14 protein-coding genes are annotated in these 16,069 nt (G+C 57.3%); all 14 read right to left on the bottom strand.

From position 1 onward, the window contains the following. Positions 1–340: 340 nt before the first annotated feature. The 14 genes from ilvA to purE all read right to left on the bottom strand — a co-directional run bounded on the left by ilvA (position 341) and on the right by purE (position 16,039). Complete coding sequence (gene ilvA, locus BN3277_RS24320; protein WP_059047130.1) at positions 341–1,603, bottom strand: threonine ammonia-lyase IlvA; 1,263 nt, start codon at positions 1,601–1,603, stop codon at positions 341–343. A 149-nt stretch (positions 1,604–1,752) separates the two neighbouring features. After that, on the bottom strand, positions 1,753–1,974 hold the full coding sequence (locus BN3277_RS24325; RefSeq protein ID WP_059047132.1) for a hypothetical protein: 222 nt from the start codon (positions 1,972–1,974) through the stop codon (positions 1,753–1,755). Between the two features lie 113 nt (positions 1,975–2,087). Then, on the bottom strand, positions 2,088–3,359 hold the full coding sequence (purD, locus tag BN3277_RS24330; RefSeq protein ID WP_059047135.1) for a phosphoribosylamine--glycine ligase: 1,272 nt from the start codon (positions 3,357–3,359) through the stop codon (positions 2,088–2,090). Between the two features lie 120 nt (positions 3,360–3,479). Next, on the bottom strand, positions 3,480–5,027 hold the full coding sequence (purH, locus tag BN3277_RS24335; protein ID WP_059047137.1) for a bifunctional phosphoribosylaminoimidazolecarboxamide formyltransferase/IMP cyclohydrolase: 1,548 nt from the start codon (positions 5,025–5,027) through the stop codon (positions 3,480–3,482). Between the two features lie 131 nt (positions 5,028–5,158). After that, positions 5,159–5,776, bottom strand: a complete 618-nt coding sequence (gene purN, locus BN3277_RS24340) for a phosphoribosylglycinamide formyltransferase (RefSeq protein WP_059047139.1) — start codon at positions 5,774–5,776, stop codon at positions 5,159–5,161. Continuing rightward, entirely contained in the window at positions 5,776–6,819 is a 1,044-nt protein-coding gene (gene purM / locus BN3277_RS24345; protein ID WP_059047141.1) for a phosphoribosylformylglycinamidine cyclo-ligase, read from the bottom strand. Before purM ends, purN begins: the two co-directional genes overlap by 1 nt. 69 nt (positions 6,820–6,888) lie before the next feature. Beyond that, positions 6,889–8,370 carry an amidophosphoribosyltransferase gene (gene purF / locus BN3277_RS24350; RefSeq protein ID WP_059047143.1) on the bottom strand — a complete coding sequence of 494 codons (1,482 nt, stop codon included), beginning with the start codon at positions 8,368–8,370 and terminating at the stop codon, positions 6,889–6,891. Next, positions 8,355–10,598: a phosphoribosylformylglycinamidine synthase subunit PurL gene (purL, locus tag BN3277_RS24355; RefSeq protein WP_059047145.1), complete on the bottom strand. Its 2,244-nt coding sequence runs from the start codon at positions 10,596–10,598 to the stop codon at positions 8,355–8,357. Before purL ends, purF begins: the two co-directional genes overlap by 16 nt. Next, positions 10,576–11,265 carry a phosphoribosylformylglycinamidine synthase subunit PurQ gene (purQ, locus tag BN3277_RS24360; RefSeq protein ID WP_059047147.1) on the bottom strand — a complete coding sequence of 230 codons (690 nt, stop codon included), beginning with the start codon at positions 11,263–11,265 and terminating at the stop codon, positions 10,576–10,578. The genes purL and purQ overlap by 23 nt, the downstream gene beginning before the upstream one ends. A gap of 3 nt (positions 11,266–11,268) precedes the next feature. After that, on the bottom strand, positions 11,269–11,514 hold the full coding sequence (gene purS / locus BN3277_RS24365; RefSeq protein ID WP_009224523.1) for a phosphoribosylformylglycinamidine synthase subunit PurS: 246 nt from the start codon (positions 11,512–11,514) through the stop codon (positions 11,269–11,271). 590 nt (positions 11,515–12,104) lie between these two features. Next, positions 12,105–13,004, bottom strand: coding sequence for a phosphoribosylaminoimidazolesuccinocarboxamide synthase (locus tag BN3277_RS24370; protein WP_059047149.1), 900 nt, complete (start codon positions 13,002–13,004; stop codon positions 12,105–12,107). Positions 13,005–13,035: 31 nt separating this feature from the next. Then, positions 13,036–14,334, bottom strand: coding sequence for an adenylosuccinate lyase (gene purB, locus BN3277_RS24375; protein WP_059047151.1), 1,299 nt, complete (start codon positions 14,332–14,334; stop codon positions 13,036–13,038). Then, positions 14,331–15,545: a 5-(carboxyamino)imidazole ribonucleotide synthase gene (gene purK / locus BN3277_RS24380; RefSeq protein WP_059047153.1), complete on the bottom strand. Its 1,215-nt coding sequence runs from the start codon at positions 15,543–15,545 to the stop codon at positions 14,331–14,333. The genes purB and purK overlap by 4 nt, the downstream gene beginning before the upstream one ends. Beyond that, on the bottom strand, positions 15,542–16,039 hold the full coding sequence (purE, locus tag BN3277_RS24385) for a 5-(carboxyamino)imidazole ribonucleotide mutase (RefSeq protein WP_059047155.1): 498 nt from the start codon (positions 16,037–16,039) through the stop codon (positions 15,542–15,544). Before purE ends, purK begins: the two co-directional genes overlap by 4 nt. Positions 16,040–16,069 lie beyond the last annotated feature (30 nt).

Consider the following 16,069-nt stretch of genomic DNA (forward strand, 5'->3'; position numbering starts at 1 on the left):
TTCATCCCGCCCCATTCCTTCGGTCCCGTCCCGCCCATCGGGGAACGGATGCTAGCATCCGCTTCCCTAACGGACCGTAGAACCGTTATTTGCGATTTCCCGCGTTATTTCCCAAGCTAACGGACCTAAATGACCTTATTGGGGCAAAACGGACACTCCGACCGCTATTTGCAGCCAAATAACGTCTCTCAGGTCCGTTAGAAAGCGAAGCGGACTCGCTTCCCGCAAATAACGTCTCTCAGGTCCGTTACACACGTGTGAGCGGGAGGCCAGCACAAAAAAAGCCCTCCCCGACCGCAGTCGAAGAGAGCTTCCCTCATCCTGTTTTTCGCTATAAACCTCAAATCAGCAAATTAAACAAATTCAGATCCCGATTGAGCTCGGTAAACGCGATGCCTTTAGCGGTCATCCGTCCAACCAGCGCTTCATAATCGGCTTTATCGCTTAGCTCGATGCCAACCAAAGCCGGGCCATTCTCCTTATTGTGCTTTTTCGTGTACTCGAACCGCGCGATGTCGTCGTTGGGCCCCAGGACTTCTTCCAGGAACTCGCGGAGCGCGCCGGCGCGTTGTGGGAAGTTGATCAGGAAGTAGTGCTTCAACCCTTCGTAGATCAGCGACCGCTCCTTCATTTCCTGCATCCGGTCGATATCGTTGTTCCCCCCGCTGATGACACAAACCACCGTTTTCCCGCGGATTTGGTCCCGGTACATATCGAGCGCCGAGACAGGCAGCGCCCCTGCCGGTTCTACGACAATGGCGCTGTCGTTATAGAGCTCCAAAATGGTCGTGCACGCTTTGCCTTCCGGAACCTTGACGATGTCGTCCAGGAGGCTTGCGCATATCTCGTAATTTAAGTCGCCTACCCGCTTTACCGCGGCCCCGTCAACGAATTTATCGATCGACTCCAATGTGACGACCTGCTTCCGCTTTAAGGCTTCTGTCATGGATGCCGCCCCGGACGGCTCCACACCGATGATCTTCGTCTCCGGGCTCACCGTTTTCAGGTACGTCCCAATGCCCGAAACCAACCCGCCGCCGCCGATGGTCACAAAGACGTAATCCGCCGGTGCGGTTAGGCTTTCCATAATCTCCATGCCTATCGTCCCGTTACCGGCCACAATTTTCGGATCGTCAAACGGATGAATGAACGTACTGCCGCCTTCCCGGCAAGCCTTCATCGCTTCCGCGTAGGCATCATCGTAAGTGTCGCCGATCAGAACGACCTCTACGTGCGCGCCGCCAAATCTTTTGACCTGCTTCACCTTCTGGTTCGGCGTTGTGCTAGGCATATAGATCTTCCCTTGAATCCCTAAGGCATTACAGGAAAAAGCCACACCCTGCGCATGGTTCCCGGCGCTTGCGCACACAATCCCCCGCTCCAGATCCTCCGGCTGCAGACTGCGGATCATGTTATACGCCCCGCGGAGCTTGAAGGAGCGTACGACCTGTAGATCCTCTCTTTTAAGATAGACGTTGCATTCGTATTTGGCCGATAACGTCGCATCGAGCTGCAACGGCGTTCGAATGACCACTTCCTTCAGTACATGATGCGCCTTTACGATGTCTTCCATGCCTACCGTTTGTCGTTCCGCCTGATTCATCTATTTCTCCTCGCTTTACTAGTTCTCTCATTCTAATAAAGTTACACCTGAAACCGCCTCCGGTTCAAGTTTTTTCGTATGTCAGCAGGCAAACGCCCCTCCATGCAGGCAATTGCTCCCGGCTCGGAAGGGCGTTCTAACACCTTAAGCTACTTTTTCTTCGGGATTAAACGGTCGTCGGTATGACCTTTAGAGTTGGTCTCTTGGGACAGCTCGCTCAGTTCCCATTCCATCGTGCCGTATACCGGATCGGAAGGGAACTCCTCGCCTTTTTGCAAATATTCCTCACGTCCCAGCTCATCCCGATAAACGCCGTCGACTTCCACTTCTTCCCGTGAGACCGGTAGCATTTCCTTCATTTTGTCGCTCATGATGATGCCGCCTCCCGATAGAGAATTGCGGGGAACTTGAAAATAAATCCCCATTCTCCCTTAACATGCGCGAATCGGTAGCGGATTATCCTTGGCAGGCGACACGCCCACTCTTAAATCAGCGCTTTCGCCGCGATATCCGTCCGTTGATGCTTGCCTTCAAACGCGATGCATTCCGCCGCCTCATAAGCTTTGTCCCGAGCTTCGGCAATCGATTGGCCGAGGCCAACAACGCCAAGCACTCGGCCGCCATTCGTCACGAGCTCTCCTGCTTCGTTTTTGGCCGTGCCGGCGTGAAACACCAACGCACCCGCAGCCCGGGCCTCCTTTAGACCACCGATCGGCAAGCCTTTTGGATAGGAAGCTGGATAGCCGCCGGAAGCCAATACGACGCAAACCGCCGCCTCCTCGCTCCACTCGATCTCCGCTTGATCCAACGTGCCGTTTACCGCAGCGAGGAAAATGTCGAGCAGATCGCTTTTTAGCCGAGGCAGGACGACCTGGGTTTCCGGATCGCCAAAACGCGCGTTAAATTCGATCGTCTTCGGCTTCCCGTCCGGTGTGATCATCAACCCGGCGAACAACACGCCGCGGAACGGCCGACCTTCGGCGACCATCGCCTTGGCGGTAGGTTTGATGATCGTTTCGATCGCCTCTTCGATCATCGAATCTGCGATATGCGGCAACGGGGAGTACGTGCCCATCCCCCCGGTGTTTGGACCTTGGTCGCCGTCATACACCTGCTTGTGGTCTTGCGCCGCGGCCATCGGGCGGACCGTCTCCCCGTCGACAAACGACAGAATCGACATCTCCTGCCCCTCAAGGAACTCCTCGATTACAACCTGGCTGCCGGACTCGCCGAACACCTTGTCCACCATAATGCTCTTCAATGCCGCTTCCGCCTCTTCACGGGTGAAGGCAACCGTTACGCCTTTGCCCGCTGCAAGGCCGTCCGCCTTAATAACAATTGGCACTGGACGGCTCCGTAAATATTGCAGCGCCTGTTCGTAGTTGTCGAATTTCTCGTAGGCGGCGGTGGGGATATTATATTTTTTCAACAGATCCTTCATAAAAGTTTTGCTGCCTTCGATATGTGCGGCATTTTTGCGCGGACCAAAGACCGGAATGTGCTTGGCCTCAAATACATCCACAATGCCGTCCGCTAGCGGATCATCCGGACCCACAACCACCAAGCCCACTTGCTTCTCCTCCGCAAAAGCCGCCAGCTTATCGAATTCATTCACCTGAATCGGCACCAGCTCGGCTACTTCTCCGATGCCCGCGTTCCCCGGCGCGCAATAAATCGTCCCGGCCTTCGGGCTTTTCGCCAGACTCCAGCAAATCGCATGCTCGCGCCCTCCGGCGCCAATCACCAAAATATCCATCGTCTCCTCCTTCGTTTTAGGGACCTCAAATGTAGGGATGCCATCCAAAGGTGCTGTTCTATCCTCGGAATATCCAAAAAACGGCAGGCCGCCGCAGCGGTCCTGCCGTTTGGCTCTAACCTAGTGCTTGAAATGACGCACGCCGGTGAAGACCATCGCGATCCCGTATTCGTTCGCGACTTTGATCGACTCCTCGTCTTTCACGGAGCCGCCCGGCTGGATGATCGCGGTGACCCCGGCCTTCGCAGCCGCTTCTACCGTATCGCCCATCGGAAAGAAGGCGTCCGAAGCCAGCACGCTGCCCTTCACTTTGTCGCCCGCCTGCTCGATGGCGATCTTGGCTGCGCCAACGCGATTCATTTGCCCCGCGCCAACGCCAATCGTCATGTCGTCCTTCGCCAGTACGATCGCATTAGACTTCACATGCTTAACGACTTTCCAGCCGAACAGCAGCTGCTTCAACTCCGCTTCGGTTGGCTTGCGGTCCGTCACAACCGTCAGGTCGGACTCTTTCAGCGAGTGCACGTCACTCTCCTGCACGACCATCCCGCCGTCAATCGAGGTAACGACAAACTGGCTGCTGCGTTTTGCGCCCAGTTCCAGGCCGCCAAGCTTCAACAGGCGGATATTTTTCTTCTTCGTGAGGATCTCCAGCGCTTCGTCCGTAAAGCCCGGCGCCAAAATAATCTCCAAGAATATCTCCTTTAGCAGCATCGCCGTATCGGCATCAACGATGCGGTTGGCCGCAACGATCCCGCCGAAGATCGACACTGGATCGGCTTCATACGCCTTCTGATAGGCTTCGAGCACGCTTGTGCCCACGCCGACGCCGCACGGATTCATATGCTTGACCGCCACGACCGCCGGCTCGTCAAATTCCTTGACGATTTGCAGCGCCGCGTTGGCATCGTTGATGTTATTGTAAGAGAGCTCTTTCCCGTGCAGCTGCTCTGCGCCAGTCAGCGTGTCGGCAGCCGCCAGCGGTTTGCGGTAAAATGCCGCTTTTTGATGCGGGTTTTCTCCGTAACGCAGGTTTTGGATTTTCTCGTAGGTGACCGTGTAACGTTCCGGCAGCGGATCGCCGGTCACCTTCGACAAATAGTCGGAAATCAGGGCATCATAAGCTGCCGTATGGCGGAAAACTTTGGCCGCAAGCCGTTTGCGGGTTTCCAATGTCGTATCCCCGCCCGCGCGCACCTCGTCCAGCACCGTCCCGTAGTCGGCGGCGTCGACAACAACGCTGACGAACGCATGGTTTTTCGCGGCAGAACGAAGCATGGTTGGCCCGCCGATATCGATATTTTCAATCGCATCCTCATAAGTGACGTCCGGCTTGGCGATGGTTTCCTGGAACGGGTACAGGTTTACGACCACCAGGTCGATATAATCCAGCCCCAGCTCCTTCATCTGCGCTTGGTGCTCCTCGCTGTCCCGTACCGCCAACAACCCGCTATGAACCGCAGGATGCAGCGTTTTGACGCGACCGTCGAGGATCTCCGGAAATCCGGTGACATCAGAAATCCCGATCACCGGTACGCCTTCCTTCGCCAGCAGGTTCTTTGTGCCCCCTGTCGAGATGATCTCCACACCCAGTTGCGACAGCTCGCGGCAAAAATCCACGATCCCCGTTTTATCCGACACGCTTACGAGCGCTCTTTTCATACTCACAATCGGCTCCTCCTTTATTTTGGCGAATCATGCCCCCGATATTTCTCGGGAAATATCGAAACCCCTGCACGTGCTTTCATTCAACCTAAAATCCCCGAAAACTCCTATAACCAAGCGGAAATTGGCGACTCCTATTCCGACAGAATCGTGACTTTTCTGCCCTCCACGCGCACCCGGTTTTTCGCGAACCACGACACGACCTGCGGATATAAGCGCTGTTCCGCCGAATGGATTTTTGCTTCAAGCGAATCCAGCGTATCGTCTGGCGTAATTTCCACCGCCGTTTGGGCAATAACTGACCCGGTGTCCATTCCGCCATCGACCAAATGCACCGTCACTCCCGTCACCTTCACGCCGTAGTCCCAGGCCTGACCAATCGCGTTTTTGCCCGGAAAAGCCGGCAGCAAGGAAGGATGAATATTGATCATTCTGCCCGCATAAGGCTCCACCAGCACGGAGGTCAGCAGCCGCATGTAACCGGCCAGGACCACCAAATCGACGCCGCGCTTCTCCAGCTCGACGGCGATTTCAGCCTCATAATCCTCTCGAGACGCATAGGCCTTCGGGTCAAAAAGATAGCATTCGACGCCTCCCCGACGGGCCCGTTCGACGACGAAAGCCTGCGGCTTGTCGCAAACGAGCAGCACGATCTCGGCATCCAGCTCCCCCGCCTGTGTAGCATCGAGCAAATTCTGAAAATTGCTGCCGTTGCCCGAGGCAAACACGGCAATCCGATATTTCGCGCCCATTAGACGTCCGCTCCCGCAAAAGTCACTGCCCGTTGTCCCTCGGTCACTTTACCGATGACATATGGCGTTTCGCCTGCTTGCTTTAAAGCGGCAATTGCGGCTTCTGCCTGATCCTCCGCCACAACAATCACTAACCCGATCCCCATATTAAACGTCGTGAACATATCCCGTTGGCTCACGTTCCCCCGCTGTTGCAGCAGCTCGAAAATCGGCAAAATCGGCCAGGAGCCGTAGGCGATTTCCACGTTTACGCCTTCCGGCAGCACGCGTGGGATATTTTCGATAAAACCGCCGCCCGTAATATGAGCCATCCCTTTTACATCCACCTGCTCCAGGAGAGATAACACCGGCTTCACATACAGCTTGGTTGGAGTCAGCAGGACGTCGCCCAGAACCGCCCCGTCTAACTCGGGCAGCTTGTCGGTTAACTTGTAACCCGCTTCTTCCAAGAGCAGCTTGCGTACAAGCGAAAAACCGTTGCTGTGCACGCCGCTGGACGCCAATCCAATTACCGTGTCGCCGGGAGCGATGCGGCTGCCGTTGACAATTTTGCTCTTATCAACGACGCCCACCGTAAATCCGGCGATGTCGTATTCACCTTCGCTGTACATCCCCGGCATCTCCGCGGTCTCCCCGCCGATCAGCGCGCAGCCCGATTGGCTGCAGCCTTCCGCGATACCGGCGACGATCGCTTCGATTTTCTCCGGCACAACCTTATCGCACGCCAGATAATCGAGGAAAAAGAGCGGCTCCGCCCCCTGGACGACGATATCGTTCACGCACATCGCCACCGCGTCGATCCCGATCGTATCATGCTTATCCATAGCAAAGGCGATTTTCAGCTTCGTACCCACGCCATCCGTTCCCGACACGAGCACCGGCTCCGCATATTTGTCCTTGTTCAACCCGAACAAAGCGCCAAAGCCGCCCAAATCGGTCATCACTTCCGGGCGGAACGTCCGTTTGACGTGTTTTTTCATGCGTTCAACCGCTTCGTTTCCGGCCGCGATATCGACGCCGGCTTTCTTATATGCTTCAGACACGGGACACACTCCTTCAGGAATACTAGAAAATAATTAACAGGATGAAACATAACAGGCCACAGGCACGATTTAGCACGTGCAGCCAAACTTCTCTTCCCCGTCAAAATCCGTCCGGGTCGGATAATCGTTGTCAAAGCAAGCCATGCACAGGCCGCCTTTGTAGTCCGTGGCGTTCTCCCCGCCAACCGCCTGAATCAACCCCTGCGGGCTCAAAAACTCCAGCGAATCCGCATTGATTTCCCGACGAATCTCTTCGACCGATTTGTATGAGGCAATCAACTCGCCGCGATCCGGTGTATCAATGCCGTAGAAGCAAGGGTTCTTGAACGGCGGCGAGGTAATGCGAACATGGACCTCCGTCGCGCCGGCCTCGCGCAGCAGATTAACGATCCGCCGCGAAGTCGTGCCGCGAACGATCGAGTCGTCGATCATCACCACGCGTTTGCCTTCCACCACGCGGCGCACGGCGCTCAGCTTCATCTTTACGCCCTGCTCGCGCAGCTCCTGGCTCGGCTGAATAAACGTGCGGCCAGTGTATTTATTTTTGATCAAGCCCAGCTCGTAAGGGATGCCAGTCTGCTCCGCATAGCCGATGGCCGCGGAAATACTTGAATCCGGTACACCGGTAACGACGTCGGCATCAACAAAAGACTCCTGCGCCATCACCTGCCCCATCCGCTTACGGCTGGCATGCAGGTTCGAGCCGTTCATGTCGCTGTCGGGACGCGCGAAGTAGATGTACTCCATCGCGCACAACGCCTTGCGCTCCGGCTCAGCGTAACGCTCCTCGCGGAGGCCGTCGCGGTCCAGCACCAGCATTTCGCCGGGCTGGATTTCGCGGAGTGTCTCCGCGCCAACAACCTCGAACGCACACGTCTCGGACGAGAACAGGTACGCATCGCCGAGCCGGCCCATCACAAGCGGCCGCAAGCCATTGGGATCGCTGGCGGCTATCAGCTTGTCGTTCGTCAGCAGCAGGAAGGCGAAGCCTCCCACCAATTGACGGAGCGCATCTTTCGCCGCCTCGACGAAATCCTTCGACGAACGGGCGATCAGGTGGGCGATAACCTCCGTATCGCTGGTCGTCTGAAAAATCGAGCCGCTTTGCTCCAACTGACGGCGGATTTTGGGCGCATTTACGATGTTGCCGTTGGTGGCCACCGCCAAATCGCCGTCGCGATATTTAAAAATGAGCGGTTGCGCGTTCGTCAGCTTACTGTCACCGCTCGTTGAGTAACGAACATGGCCGATCGAACGATCCCCCCGCAGCGAGGACAGCTTGTCGCGGTCGAACACTTCCTTGACCAGTCCCATCCCGCGGTGATAATTGAAGTCCTCGCCATCGGTCGTACAGATCCCCGCGCTTTCTTCCCCCCGGTGCTGCAAGGCGTGCAGCCCGTAGTAGGACAAGGAAGCGGCTTCGGCATGGCCAAATACGCCAAACACGCCGCATTCCTCGCGCAAGGTATCAAACGGGTCTGCGTGTCCCGCTCCCTCATTGTAGTAGTCTCCGGTCCAAAGTCTCTGTGCAGGCATCATTGCATCAGACATGGAATGACATCCTCCCAGACGCGTTTCAACTGCTCCACCGGCTTGCTCAAAACCCCCGTTCCATTCACGGCAACGTTCAGTTCAGAACCTTCCACGACCCCGATCCGTGCCGCAGTCACGCCGCGTTCCGCAAGCAGCTTCTCCAGCGCCGCCGCCTTCTCTGGCGAAGCCGACAGCAGGATCCGCGACTGCGATTCGCTGAACAACGTATAGTCAGAACGCAGTTCGCTTGCAACGTTCACCTTCGCGCCAATCCCGCCGCTGATACACGATTCAGCCAGAGCAACGGCCAAGCCGCCTTCGGACAAGTCATGCGCCGACTGCACCAGCCCGCCTTGGATCGCTTCCAGTACAGCGCTAAGCAGTTTTTTCTCCACATCCAAATCAAGTTGCGGCGGACGGCCTTCGACAATGCCATGTACGATCGCCTGGAACTCGCTACCGCCCAGTTCTGCTTTCGTCTCGCCCAGCAGCAACACGACATCCCCTGCCGATTTAAAACCTTGGGTCGTAATATGATCCGTATCGTGCACCAGGCCAACCATCCCCACGACCGGCGTCGGATAAATCGCGCCTTTGGCGTTCTCGTTGTACAAGCTGACGTTTCCGCCGATAACCGGTGTATCCAGCACGCGGCAAGCTTCTGCCATCCCGTCAACCGCACGCTCCATCTGCCAGAAAATATCCGGCTTTTCCGGGCTGCCGAAATTCAGGTTGTCGGTAATCGCCAGCGGCTCTGCACCGGAGCAAACGATGTTGCGCGCCGCTTCGCTGACCGCAATGCGCCCGCCAACCTCCGGATCCAAGTACACGAACCGTCCGTTGCAGTCCGTAGTCATCGCCAGCGCTTTACGCGTACCGTTCACCGTCACCACTGCAGCGTCCGAACCCGGACGAACCGCCGTACTCGTACGAACCATGTAGTCGTATTGGTTGTACACCCATGCTTTGCTTGCGACGGTAGGCGAAGCCAGCACTTGCTCCAGGGCTGCGTTCAAATCGCGCACCTCTTCGTAGCTCGTCGTATCTACCGTTGCGTTTTGCTCATAATATGCCGGAACTGCCGAAGGCTTTTCATAGATCGGACATTCGTCCACCAACGCCTTAACCGGCATATCGCCAACCACTTCCCCGTGATGGAACAGCTTCAGACGGCCATCGTCCGTAACTTTGCCGACCTTTGCACAAATGACGCCCCAACGCTCAAAAATCTCCCGCGCCTGCGCCTCATCCTTCGGCTCAACCACAAACAACATCCGTTCCTGCGATTCCGACAACATCATCTCGTAAGCGGTCATGCCTTCCTCGCGCTGCGGCACCTGGTCGAGATACAGCTCAAGGCCGTTCCCCGCCTTGCTGGCCATTTCCGCACTGGAGCAGGTCAAGCCCGCCGCACCCATGTCCTGGATCCCCAGCACGATGCCGCTGTCGATCAATTCCAGACAAGCTTCCATCACCAGCTTCTCCATGAACGGGTCCCCGACTTGCACCGCCGTCCGCTTCGCTTCGGATTCCTCCGTCAGCTCCTCCGAGGCGAACGTCGCGCCATGGATGCCGTCCCGGCCCGTTGGCGGCCCCACGTAAAACACCGGGTTGCCGACGCCTTTGGCGACGCCGCGCTGGATTTTGTCATGGTCGATCAGACCTACGCACATCGCATTGACCAGCGGATTCCCTTCATAACACTCGTCGAACACGACTTCCCCGCCAACCGTCGGAATCCCGATGCAGTTGCCGTAGCCCGCAATCCCGGACACCACGTGTTCGAACAAATACTTCACGCGCTCGCTGTCCAGCTTGCCAAATCGCAAGGAGTTCAGCAGCGCCACCGGTCTAGCTCCCATGGAAAATATATCGCGAATAATCCCGCCCACACCTGTCGCCGCGCCTTGGTACGGCTCCACGGCCGAGGGATGATTATGACTTTCGATTTTAAAGACAACCGCTTGGTTGTCACCGATATCTACGATCCCGGCGCCTTCGCCCGGGCCCATCAGCACGCGCGGGCCGCTGGTCGGAAAGCGACGCAGCAGCGGCTTCGAATTCTTGTAGGCGCAATGCTCGGACCACATGACGCTAAACACGCCGATTTCCGTGTAATTCGGCTTCCGCCCAAGGAATCCGCAAATCAGTTCGTATTCGCTGTCGGAAACGCCCATCTGTTTGTAAATTTTCTGCTCCGCAATTTGTTCTGCATTTGGTTCCTTAGCGGACACTTGCTGACTCATGCCGATCCCTCCAAGCCTTCAAAATGGATGTAAACATCTTTTTGCCGTCTTCCGAGCCCAGCAGGGAGCTGACCGCCCGCTCCGGGTGCGGCATCATGCCGACCACGTTCCCGCGTTCGTTGGAGATACCGGCGATATCGTCGACCGAGCCGTTCGGATTTTGAACGTATCGGAAAATAATCTGATGGTTCTGTTTCAGCTGCTCCAGCGTAGCTTCGTCGCAGTAATAGTTGCCTTCGCCGTGCGCGATCGGAATTGTGATCACTTCACCCGGCGCATACAGCGACGTAAACGGATTATCGTTGTTCTCTACCCGCAGTTCCGTGTCATGGCAACGGAATTTCAACGACGCGTTGCGGCGCAGCGTGCCCGGCAGCAGTCCAGCTTCCGTCAGGATCTGGAAACCGTTGCAAATGCCCAGCACGTATTTGCCTGCCTCCGCGGCTTTGGCCACTTCCGCCATCACCGGCGCAAAGCGGGATATCGCCCCGCACCGCAGGTAGTCACCGTAGGAGAACCCGCCGGGCACCAGAATGCAGTCGTAAGCGGACAAATCGGTGGCCGTGTGCCATACATAGTCAACCGGCTCGCCCAGCGACTCTTCCACCGCTTTGTAACAGTCGATATCACAGTTGGAACCGGGGAATACGAGTACCGCGAATTTCATGGTTTAGGCCTCCAATTCAAAGCGGTAGTCTTCTACCACCGTATTGGCCAACAGCTTCTCGCACATCGCTTTGACTCGGGCTTCCGCCTCGAAGCGATCGTTTGTGTCGAGCGTCAGCTCCATATATTTACCGATGCGGACACTGTCCACCTCTCTGAACCCCATGGAATGCAGCGCTCCCTGAACGGCTACCCCCTGCGGGTCAAGTACGCTTTGCTTGATCGTGACATAAACGCTCGCTTTAATCATGTTCCTCGTATTCCTCCTAAGTTTGGACTTGTGCGGCCCGGCCGCTTGGTATTAGCTTAATGCTTGAATCTGCTTTGATGTACTGGATCGATTCAAATGCGATGATCGCATTTGAATTGACTATGATGGCCCCCTCTTCCTCCCTGCCTGAACGAAAGGGATAATCCCCAAAAGCCTGCCAAGAGACTAGGTTCTGGTCTGAGTCGCACCGGCGGACCGGCGAACTCACAACTCGGACGCCACGCTTCGTTCGGCGCAACTCTCGAATCCCTAACGGACCGTAGCGACGTTATTTGCTCATTTCCCGGGGATTTCCCCGGCTAACGGACCCCACAGACGTTATTTGGCCCCATATGGCACCTAACTGAGCTACCCCGGCCAAATAAGGTCTCCTCGGTCCGTTACGTCGCTCTATCTCGACTATCCGGACTAATAAGGTCCCTGGGGTCCGTTAGAGCGAAGGGGCATCGTTAGGTACAGTCCTTATGGAGCATAGTCCCTACTGAGCATAGTCCCTACTAAGCGCAGCCCATACTAAGCGCAGCCCATACTAAGCACGGTCCCTGCTACAACTACACCTGCACCTACGCCTACTCCAGCTCCGTGCCGGTCAACCGACGATAGATGTCGCGGTAGCGCCGCGTCGTTTCCTCAACGACATGTGCTGGGAGCGGATCGGGTTGGCTGTTTTTGTCCCAGTCCGATCCGGCTAAGTAGGTACGCACCGGCTCCTTATCCATACTGTCGATCTCGATGTCCAGTGCGTAGTTCTCCTTGGCCCAAAACCGCGAAGCGTCCGGCGTAAACATCTCGTCGATCAAAATCAGCTTGCCGTCCACCAGCCCGAATTCCAGCTTGCAGTCGGCGAGGAGAATGCCGCGTGCCTCGCAATAGTCCCGGGCGAAGGCGTACATCTCCAGGCTGCGGTCCCGCAGCTGTTCGGCCAAATCGCGGCCGACTTGGTCCGCCATTTCCGCAAACGAGATGTCCTCATCGTGGCCAACGTCGTTTTTCGCCGCCGGCGTAAAAATCGGCTCCGCCAGCTTCGCGTTCTTGCGCAGCCCTTCCGGTAACGCAATACCGTTGATTGCGCCGGTCTGCTCATACTGCCGCCAGCCGCCGCCGGTCACGTAACCGCGCACCACGCATTCGATGTCGATGCGCTCGGCCTTGCGGGTCACCATGATCCGGTTCCGCAGCGCCTCCCGATGCTCCGCCGGAATCACGTCTCCAAGCCGCTCTACATCCGTGTGGATCACGTGGTTCTCCAGCAGATGCTGCGTTTTGTCGAACCAAAACGCGCTCAGCCGGTTTAACACGTTACCTTTATCCGGCACCGCCGGTTCCAGCACATAATCAAATGCGGAGATGCGGTCGGTGACAACGATTAGGAAAAACTCGCCAAGATCGTATAACTCCCGAACCTTCCCTTTGTATAACAGCGGGGCGTTCACCATTTCCGCTGCCGTGGATATTGCCGGTACCGCCATGCTAGCCTCTCCTCCCTCAATAAACGACCGACTACTCGACCAACCCCAGCTTCCGGAAAATCGTATCTACATGCTTCAGATGCCAGGACGGATCAAACGCATCGTCGATTTCCTCTTTGCTTAAGACCGCCGTAATTTCCGGCGTCTCTTCAATAATGTCGCGGAACTGACGCTGCGTCTCCCACGCCTGCATCGCCCGCGGCTGCACGGTGTCATACGCTTGCTCGCGGCTGAAGCCTTTATCGATCAGCTTCGTTAACACGCGGCCGGAGAACGGTACCCCATAGGTGCGGGCCATGTTACGCTTCATGTTTTCCGGGAATACCGTCAGGTTTTTCACGATATTGCCGAAACGGTTCAGCATGTAATTCAACAGCATCGTGGCATCCGGCAAAATCACCCGTTCCACAGAGGAGTGGGAGATGTCGCGTTCATGCCAGAGCGTTACATTTTCGTAAGCCGAAATCATATGGCCACGGATCACGCGAGACAAGCCGGAGATGTTCTCGCAACCGATCGGGTTGCGTTTGTGCGGCATCGCCGACGAGCCTTTTTGCCCTTTGGCGAAAGCTTCCTCCACCTCGCGGAATTCGCTTTTTTGCAAAGCGCGGATTTCCGTAGCGAATTTGTCGAGCGATGTCGCGATCAGCGCCAGCGTCGCCATATACTCCGCATGACGGTCGCGTTGCAGCGTTTGCGTCGAAATCGGCGCCGGGCTCGTTCCAAGCTTGCGGCAGACGAAATCCTCCACAAACGGATCGATATTCGCGTAAGTGCCTACCGCACCGGAGATTTTGCCGAACTGAACATTGTCCGCTGCGCGGCGGAAACGCTCCAGGTTCCGCTTCATTTCCTCGTGCCAGAGCGCCATTTTTAAACCAAATGTGGTTGGTTCGGCATGCACGCCATGCGTACGGCCCATCATCGGCGTATCTTTATAGGCCAAAGCCTTGTCCTTCAAAATCTCAATGAAATTTACGATATCCCGTTCCAAAATCTCGTTGGCCTGCTTCAGCAAGTAACCCAGCGCCGTATCAACCACGTCCGTCGAGGTTAAGCCATAATGCACCCATTTCCGCTCCGCGCCTAGGCTTTCCGAGACTGCGCGGGTAAAGGCGATCACGTCGTGGCGTGTCTCCTGCTCGATTTCGTAGATCCGGTCGATATCAAAAGAAGCCTTCTCGCGCAGCAGGGCTGCGTCTTCCTTCGGAATCACGCCAAGCTCGGCCCAGGCTTCGCAAGCGCACAACTCCACTTCCAGCCAGGCTTTGAATTTGTTTTCCTCCGTCCAGATCGCTCTCATTTCCGGTCTGCTGTAGCGTTCGATCATTTCCGTTCATTCCTCCAAATGTTGGTTTGCTCTATCCAGCGAAGCCCGTCCTCCACGTTGCGGCAGAGCAGGTTGATGTGCCCCATTTTCCGCTTTGGAGCGGCTCCGTGCTTTCCATATAAGTGTACTTTGGGGATCGCGGCGAATCCAGCGCCCCCCTCGTTCTCGTCGAACCAGCGACCCGCGGCCACCGCTTTGCGGACCGCCTCCAGATGCTCGCCTAGCACGTTCACCATCACGACCGGGGTCAACAGCTCCACCGGACCCAGCGGCAAATTGCAGATGGCCCGCACATGCTGCTCAAATTGCGAAGTCGTGCAGGCCTCCATCGTGTAATGGCCGGAATTGTGCGGCCGCGGGGCCAGTTCGTTTACGAACAGCTCGCCCTCTGCGGTCAGGAACATCTCTACCGCCAGCAGGCCCACCGCCTCCAAGCCTTCGGCGATTTGGGCTGCGAGCCGTTCAGCCTCCCGCTGCACCTGCTCCTCGACCCGGGCCGGTACGATCGACACGTGCAAAATATTGTCCACATGGATATTCTCCGCCACCGGGAACGTCTTTATTTCTCCGCGCGGGCTGCGCGCCGCAATCACCGACAACTCCTTCACGAACGGGACGAATTGCTCCAACACGAGCTCCGTCCCAGCCTGGCTTAACTCGGCGAACGCCGGCGTGATTTCGTCCTCGCCGCGGATCACCCATTGGCCTTTGCCGTCATAGCCGCCGGTGGCCGTCTTCAGCACGGCCGGAAGGCCAAGCCGAGCCACGGCTGCACGCAACTCCTCCTCGCTGCCGATCTCCGCGTACGGCGCGACCTTCACGCCCGCCGCTTCGATGGCGCGCTTCTCGCGTAACCGATGCTGGGTTGTATACAGCAATCGGCTGCCTTGGGGCACGTACGACGCTTCTTCCAACAACGCGGCTACGCCGGCGTCGACGTTCTCGAACTCGTACGTGATCACATCGGCCCGCGCCGCGAGTTCACGCGCCGCGTCCTGGTCGTCGTAGCGGGCCACGATCTGCCCCGCTACCTGGCCGCAAGGCGCATCCGGCGTCGGATCCATGGCTACGAACCGGTAGCCAAGGTTGCTCCCGGCCAGCGCCATCATCCGGCCGAGCTGCCCGCCGCCCAGCACGCCGATCGTTGCGCCCGGCTCAATCACCGGGGCGCCGCTCACGCCGCCAGCTTTGCCCAGCACGCTGCCGCTCATTCCGCCGCTCCCAACTCCGAGGCGCTCTCCAGCACCTCGGCTTTGATCCGATCGCGGCGCTCCTGTACCCGGCGCATCACCTCGGGGTCAAACGCGCCTAGCATCTGCGCCGCCAGCAGCCCGGCGTTGATCGCCCCGGCTTTGCCGATCGCCACCGTCGCCACCGGGATGCCGCCCGGCATCTGCACGATCGACAGCAGCGAATCAAGCCCGTTCAGCGCCGCCGACTTCACCGGCACGCCGATGACCGGCAGCGTTGTTTTGGCTGCCACCATGCCCGGCAGGTGGGCGGCCCCGCCCGCACCGGCGATAATCACCTTCAATCCGCGGCCAGCGGCCTGCTCCGCGAATTCGAACATCAAATCCGGGGTGCGATGCGCGGATACGACATTTTTTTCATAAGGAATCTGCAGTTCTTCCAAAACGGCACACGCATGGGACATCGTTTCCCAATCCGATTTGCTGCCCATGATCACGGCGACTTGTGCTGTCATGCCTCAACCTCCAAACTTTTTTGGACATTC

Origin of the sequence: Paenibacillus rubinfantis (genome assembly GCF_001486505.1) — a bacterium.
GTDB classification, from domain to species: domain Bacteria; phylum Bacillota; class Bacilli; order Paenibacillales; family Paenibacillaceae; genus Fontibacillus; species Fontibacillus rubinfantis.

Bases quoted from the DNA above. Each gene is read 5' to 3' on its own strand.
- ilvA (WP_059047130.1), bottom strand. From the start codon at position 1,603: ATGAATCAGGCGGAACGACAAACGGTAGGCATGGAAGACATCGTAAAG.
- BN3277_RS24325 (WP_059047132.1), bottom strand. From the start codon at position 1,974: ATGAGCGACAAAATGAAGGAAATGCTACCGGTCTCACGGGAAGAAGTG.
- purD (WP_059047135.1), bottom strand. From the start codon at position 3,359: ATGGATATTTTGGTGATTGGCGCCGGAGGGCGCGAGCATGCGATTTGC.
- purN (WP_059047139.1), bottom strand. From the start codon at position 5,776: ATGGGCGCGAAATATCGGATTGCCGTGTTTGCCTCGGGCAACGGCAGC.
- purF (WP_059047143.1), bottom strand. From the start codon at position 8,370: ATGTCTGATGCAATGATGCCTGCACAGAGACTTTGGACCGGAGACTAC.
- purL (WP_059047145.1), bottom strand. From the start codon at position 10,598: ATGAGTCAGCAAGTGTCCGCTAAGGAACCAAATGCAGAACAAATTGCG.
- purQ (WP_059047147.1), bottom strand. From the start codon at position 11,265: ATGAAATTCGCGGTACTCGTATTCCCCGGTTCCAACTGTGATATCGAC.
- purS (WP_009224523.1), bottom strand. From the start codon at position 11,514: ATGATTAAAGCGAGCGTTTATGTCACGATCAAGCAAAGCGTACTTGAC.
- BN3277_RS24370 (WP_059047149.1), bottom strand. From the start codon at position 13,004: ATGGCGGTACCGGCAATATCCACGGCAGCGGAAATGGTGAACGCCCCG.
- purB (WP_059047151.1), bottom strand. From the start codon at position 14,334: ATGATCGAACGCTACAGCAGACCGGAAATGAGAGCGATCTGGACGGAG.
- purK (WP_059047153.1), bottom strand. From the start codon at position 15,545: ATGAGCGGCAGCGTGCTGGGCAAAGCTGGCGGCGTGAGCGGCGCCCCG.
- purE (WP_059047155.1), bottom strand. From the start codon at position 16,039: ATGACAGCACAAGTCGCCGTGATCATGGGCAGCAAATCGGATTGGGAA.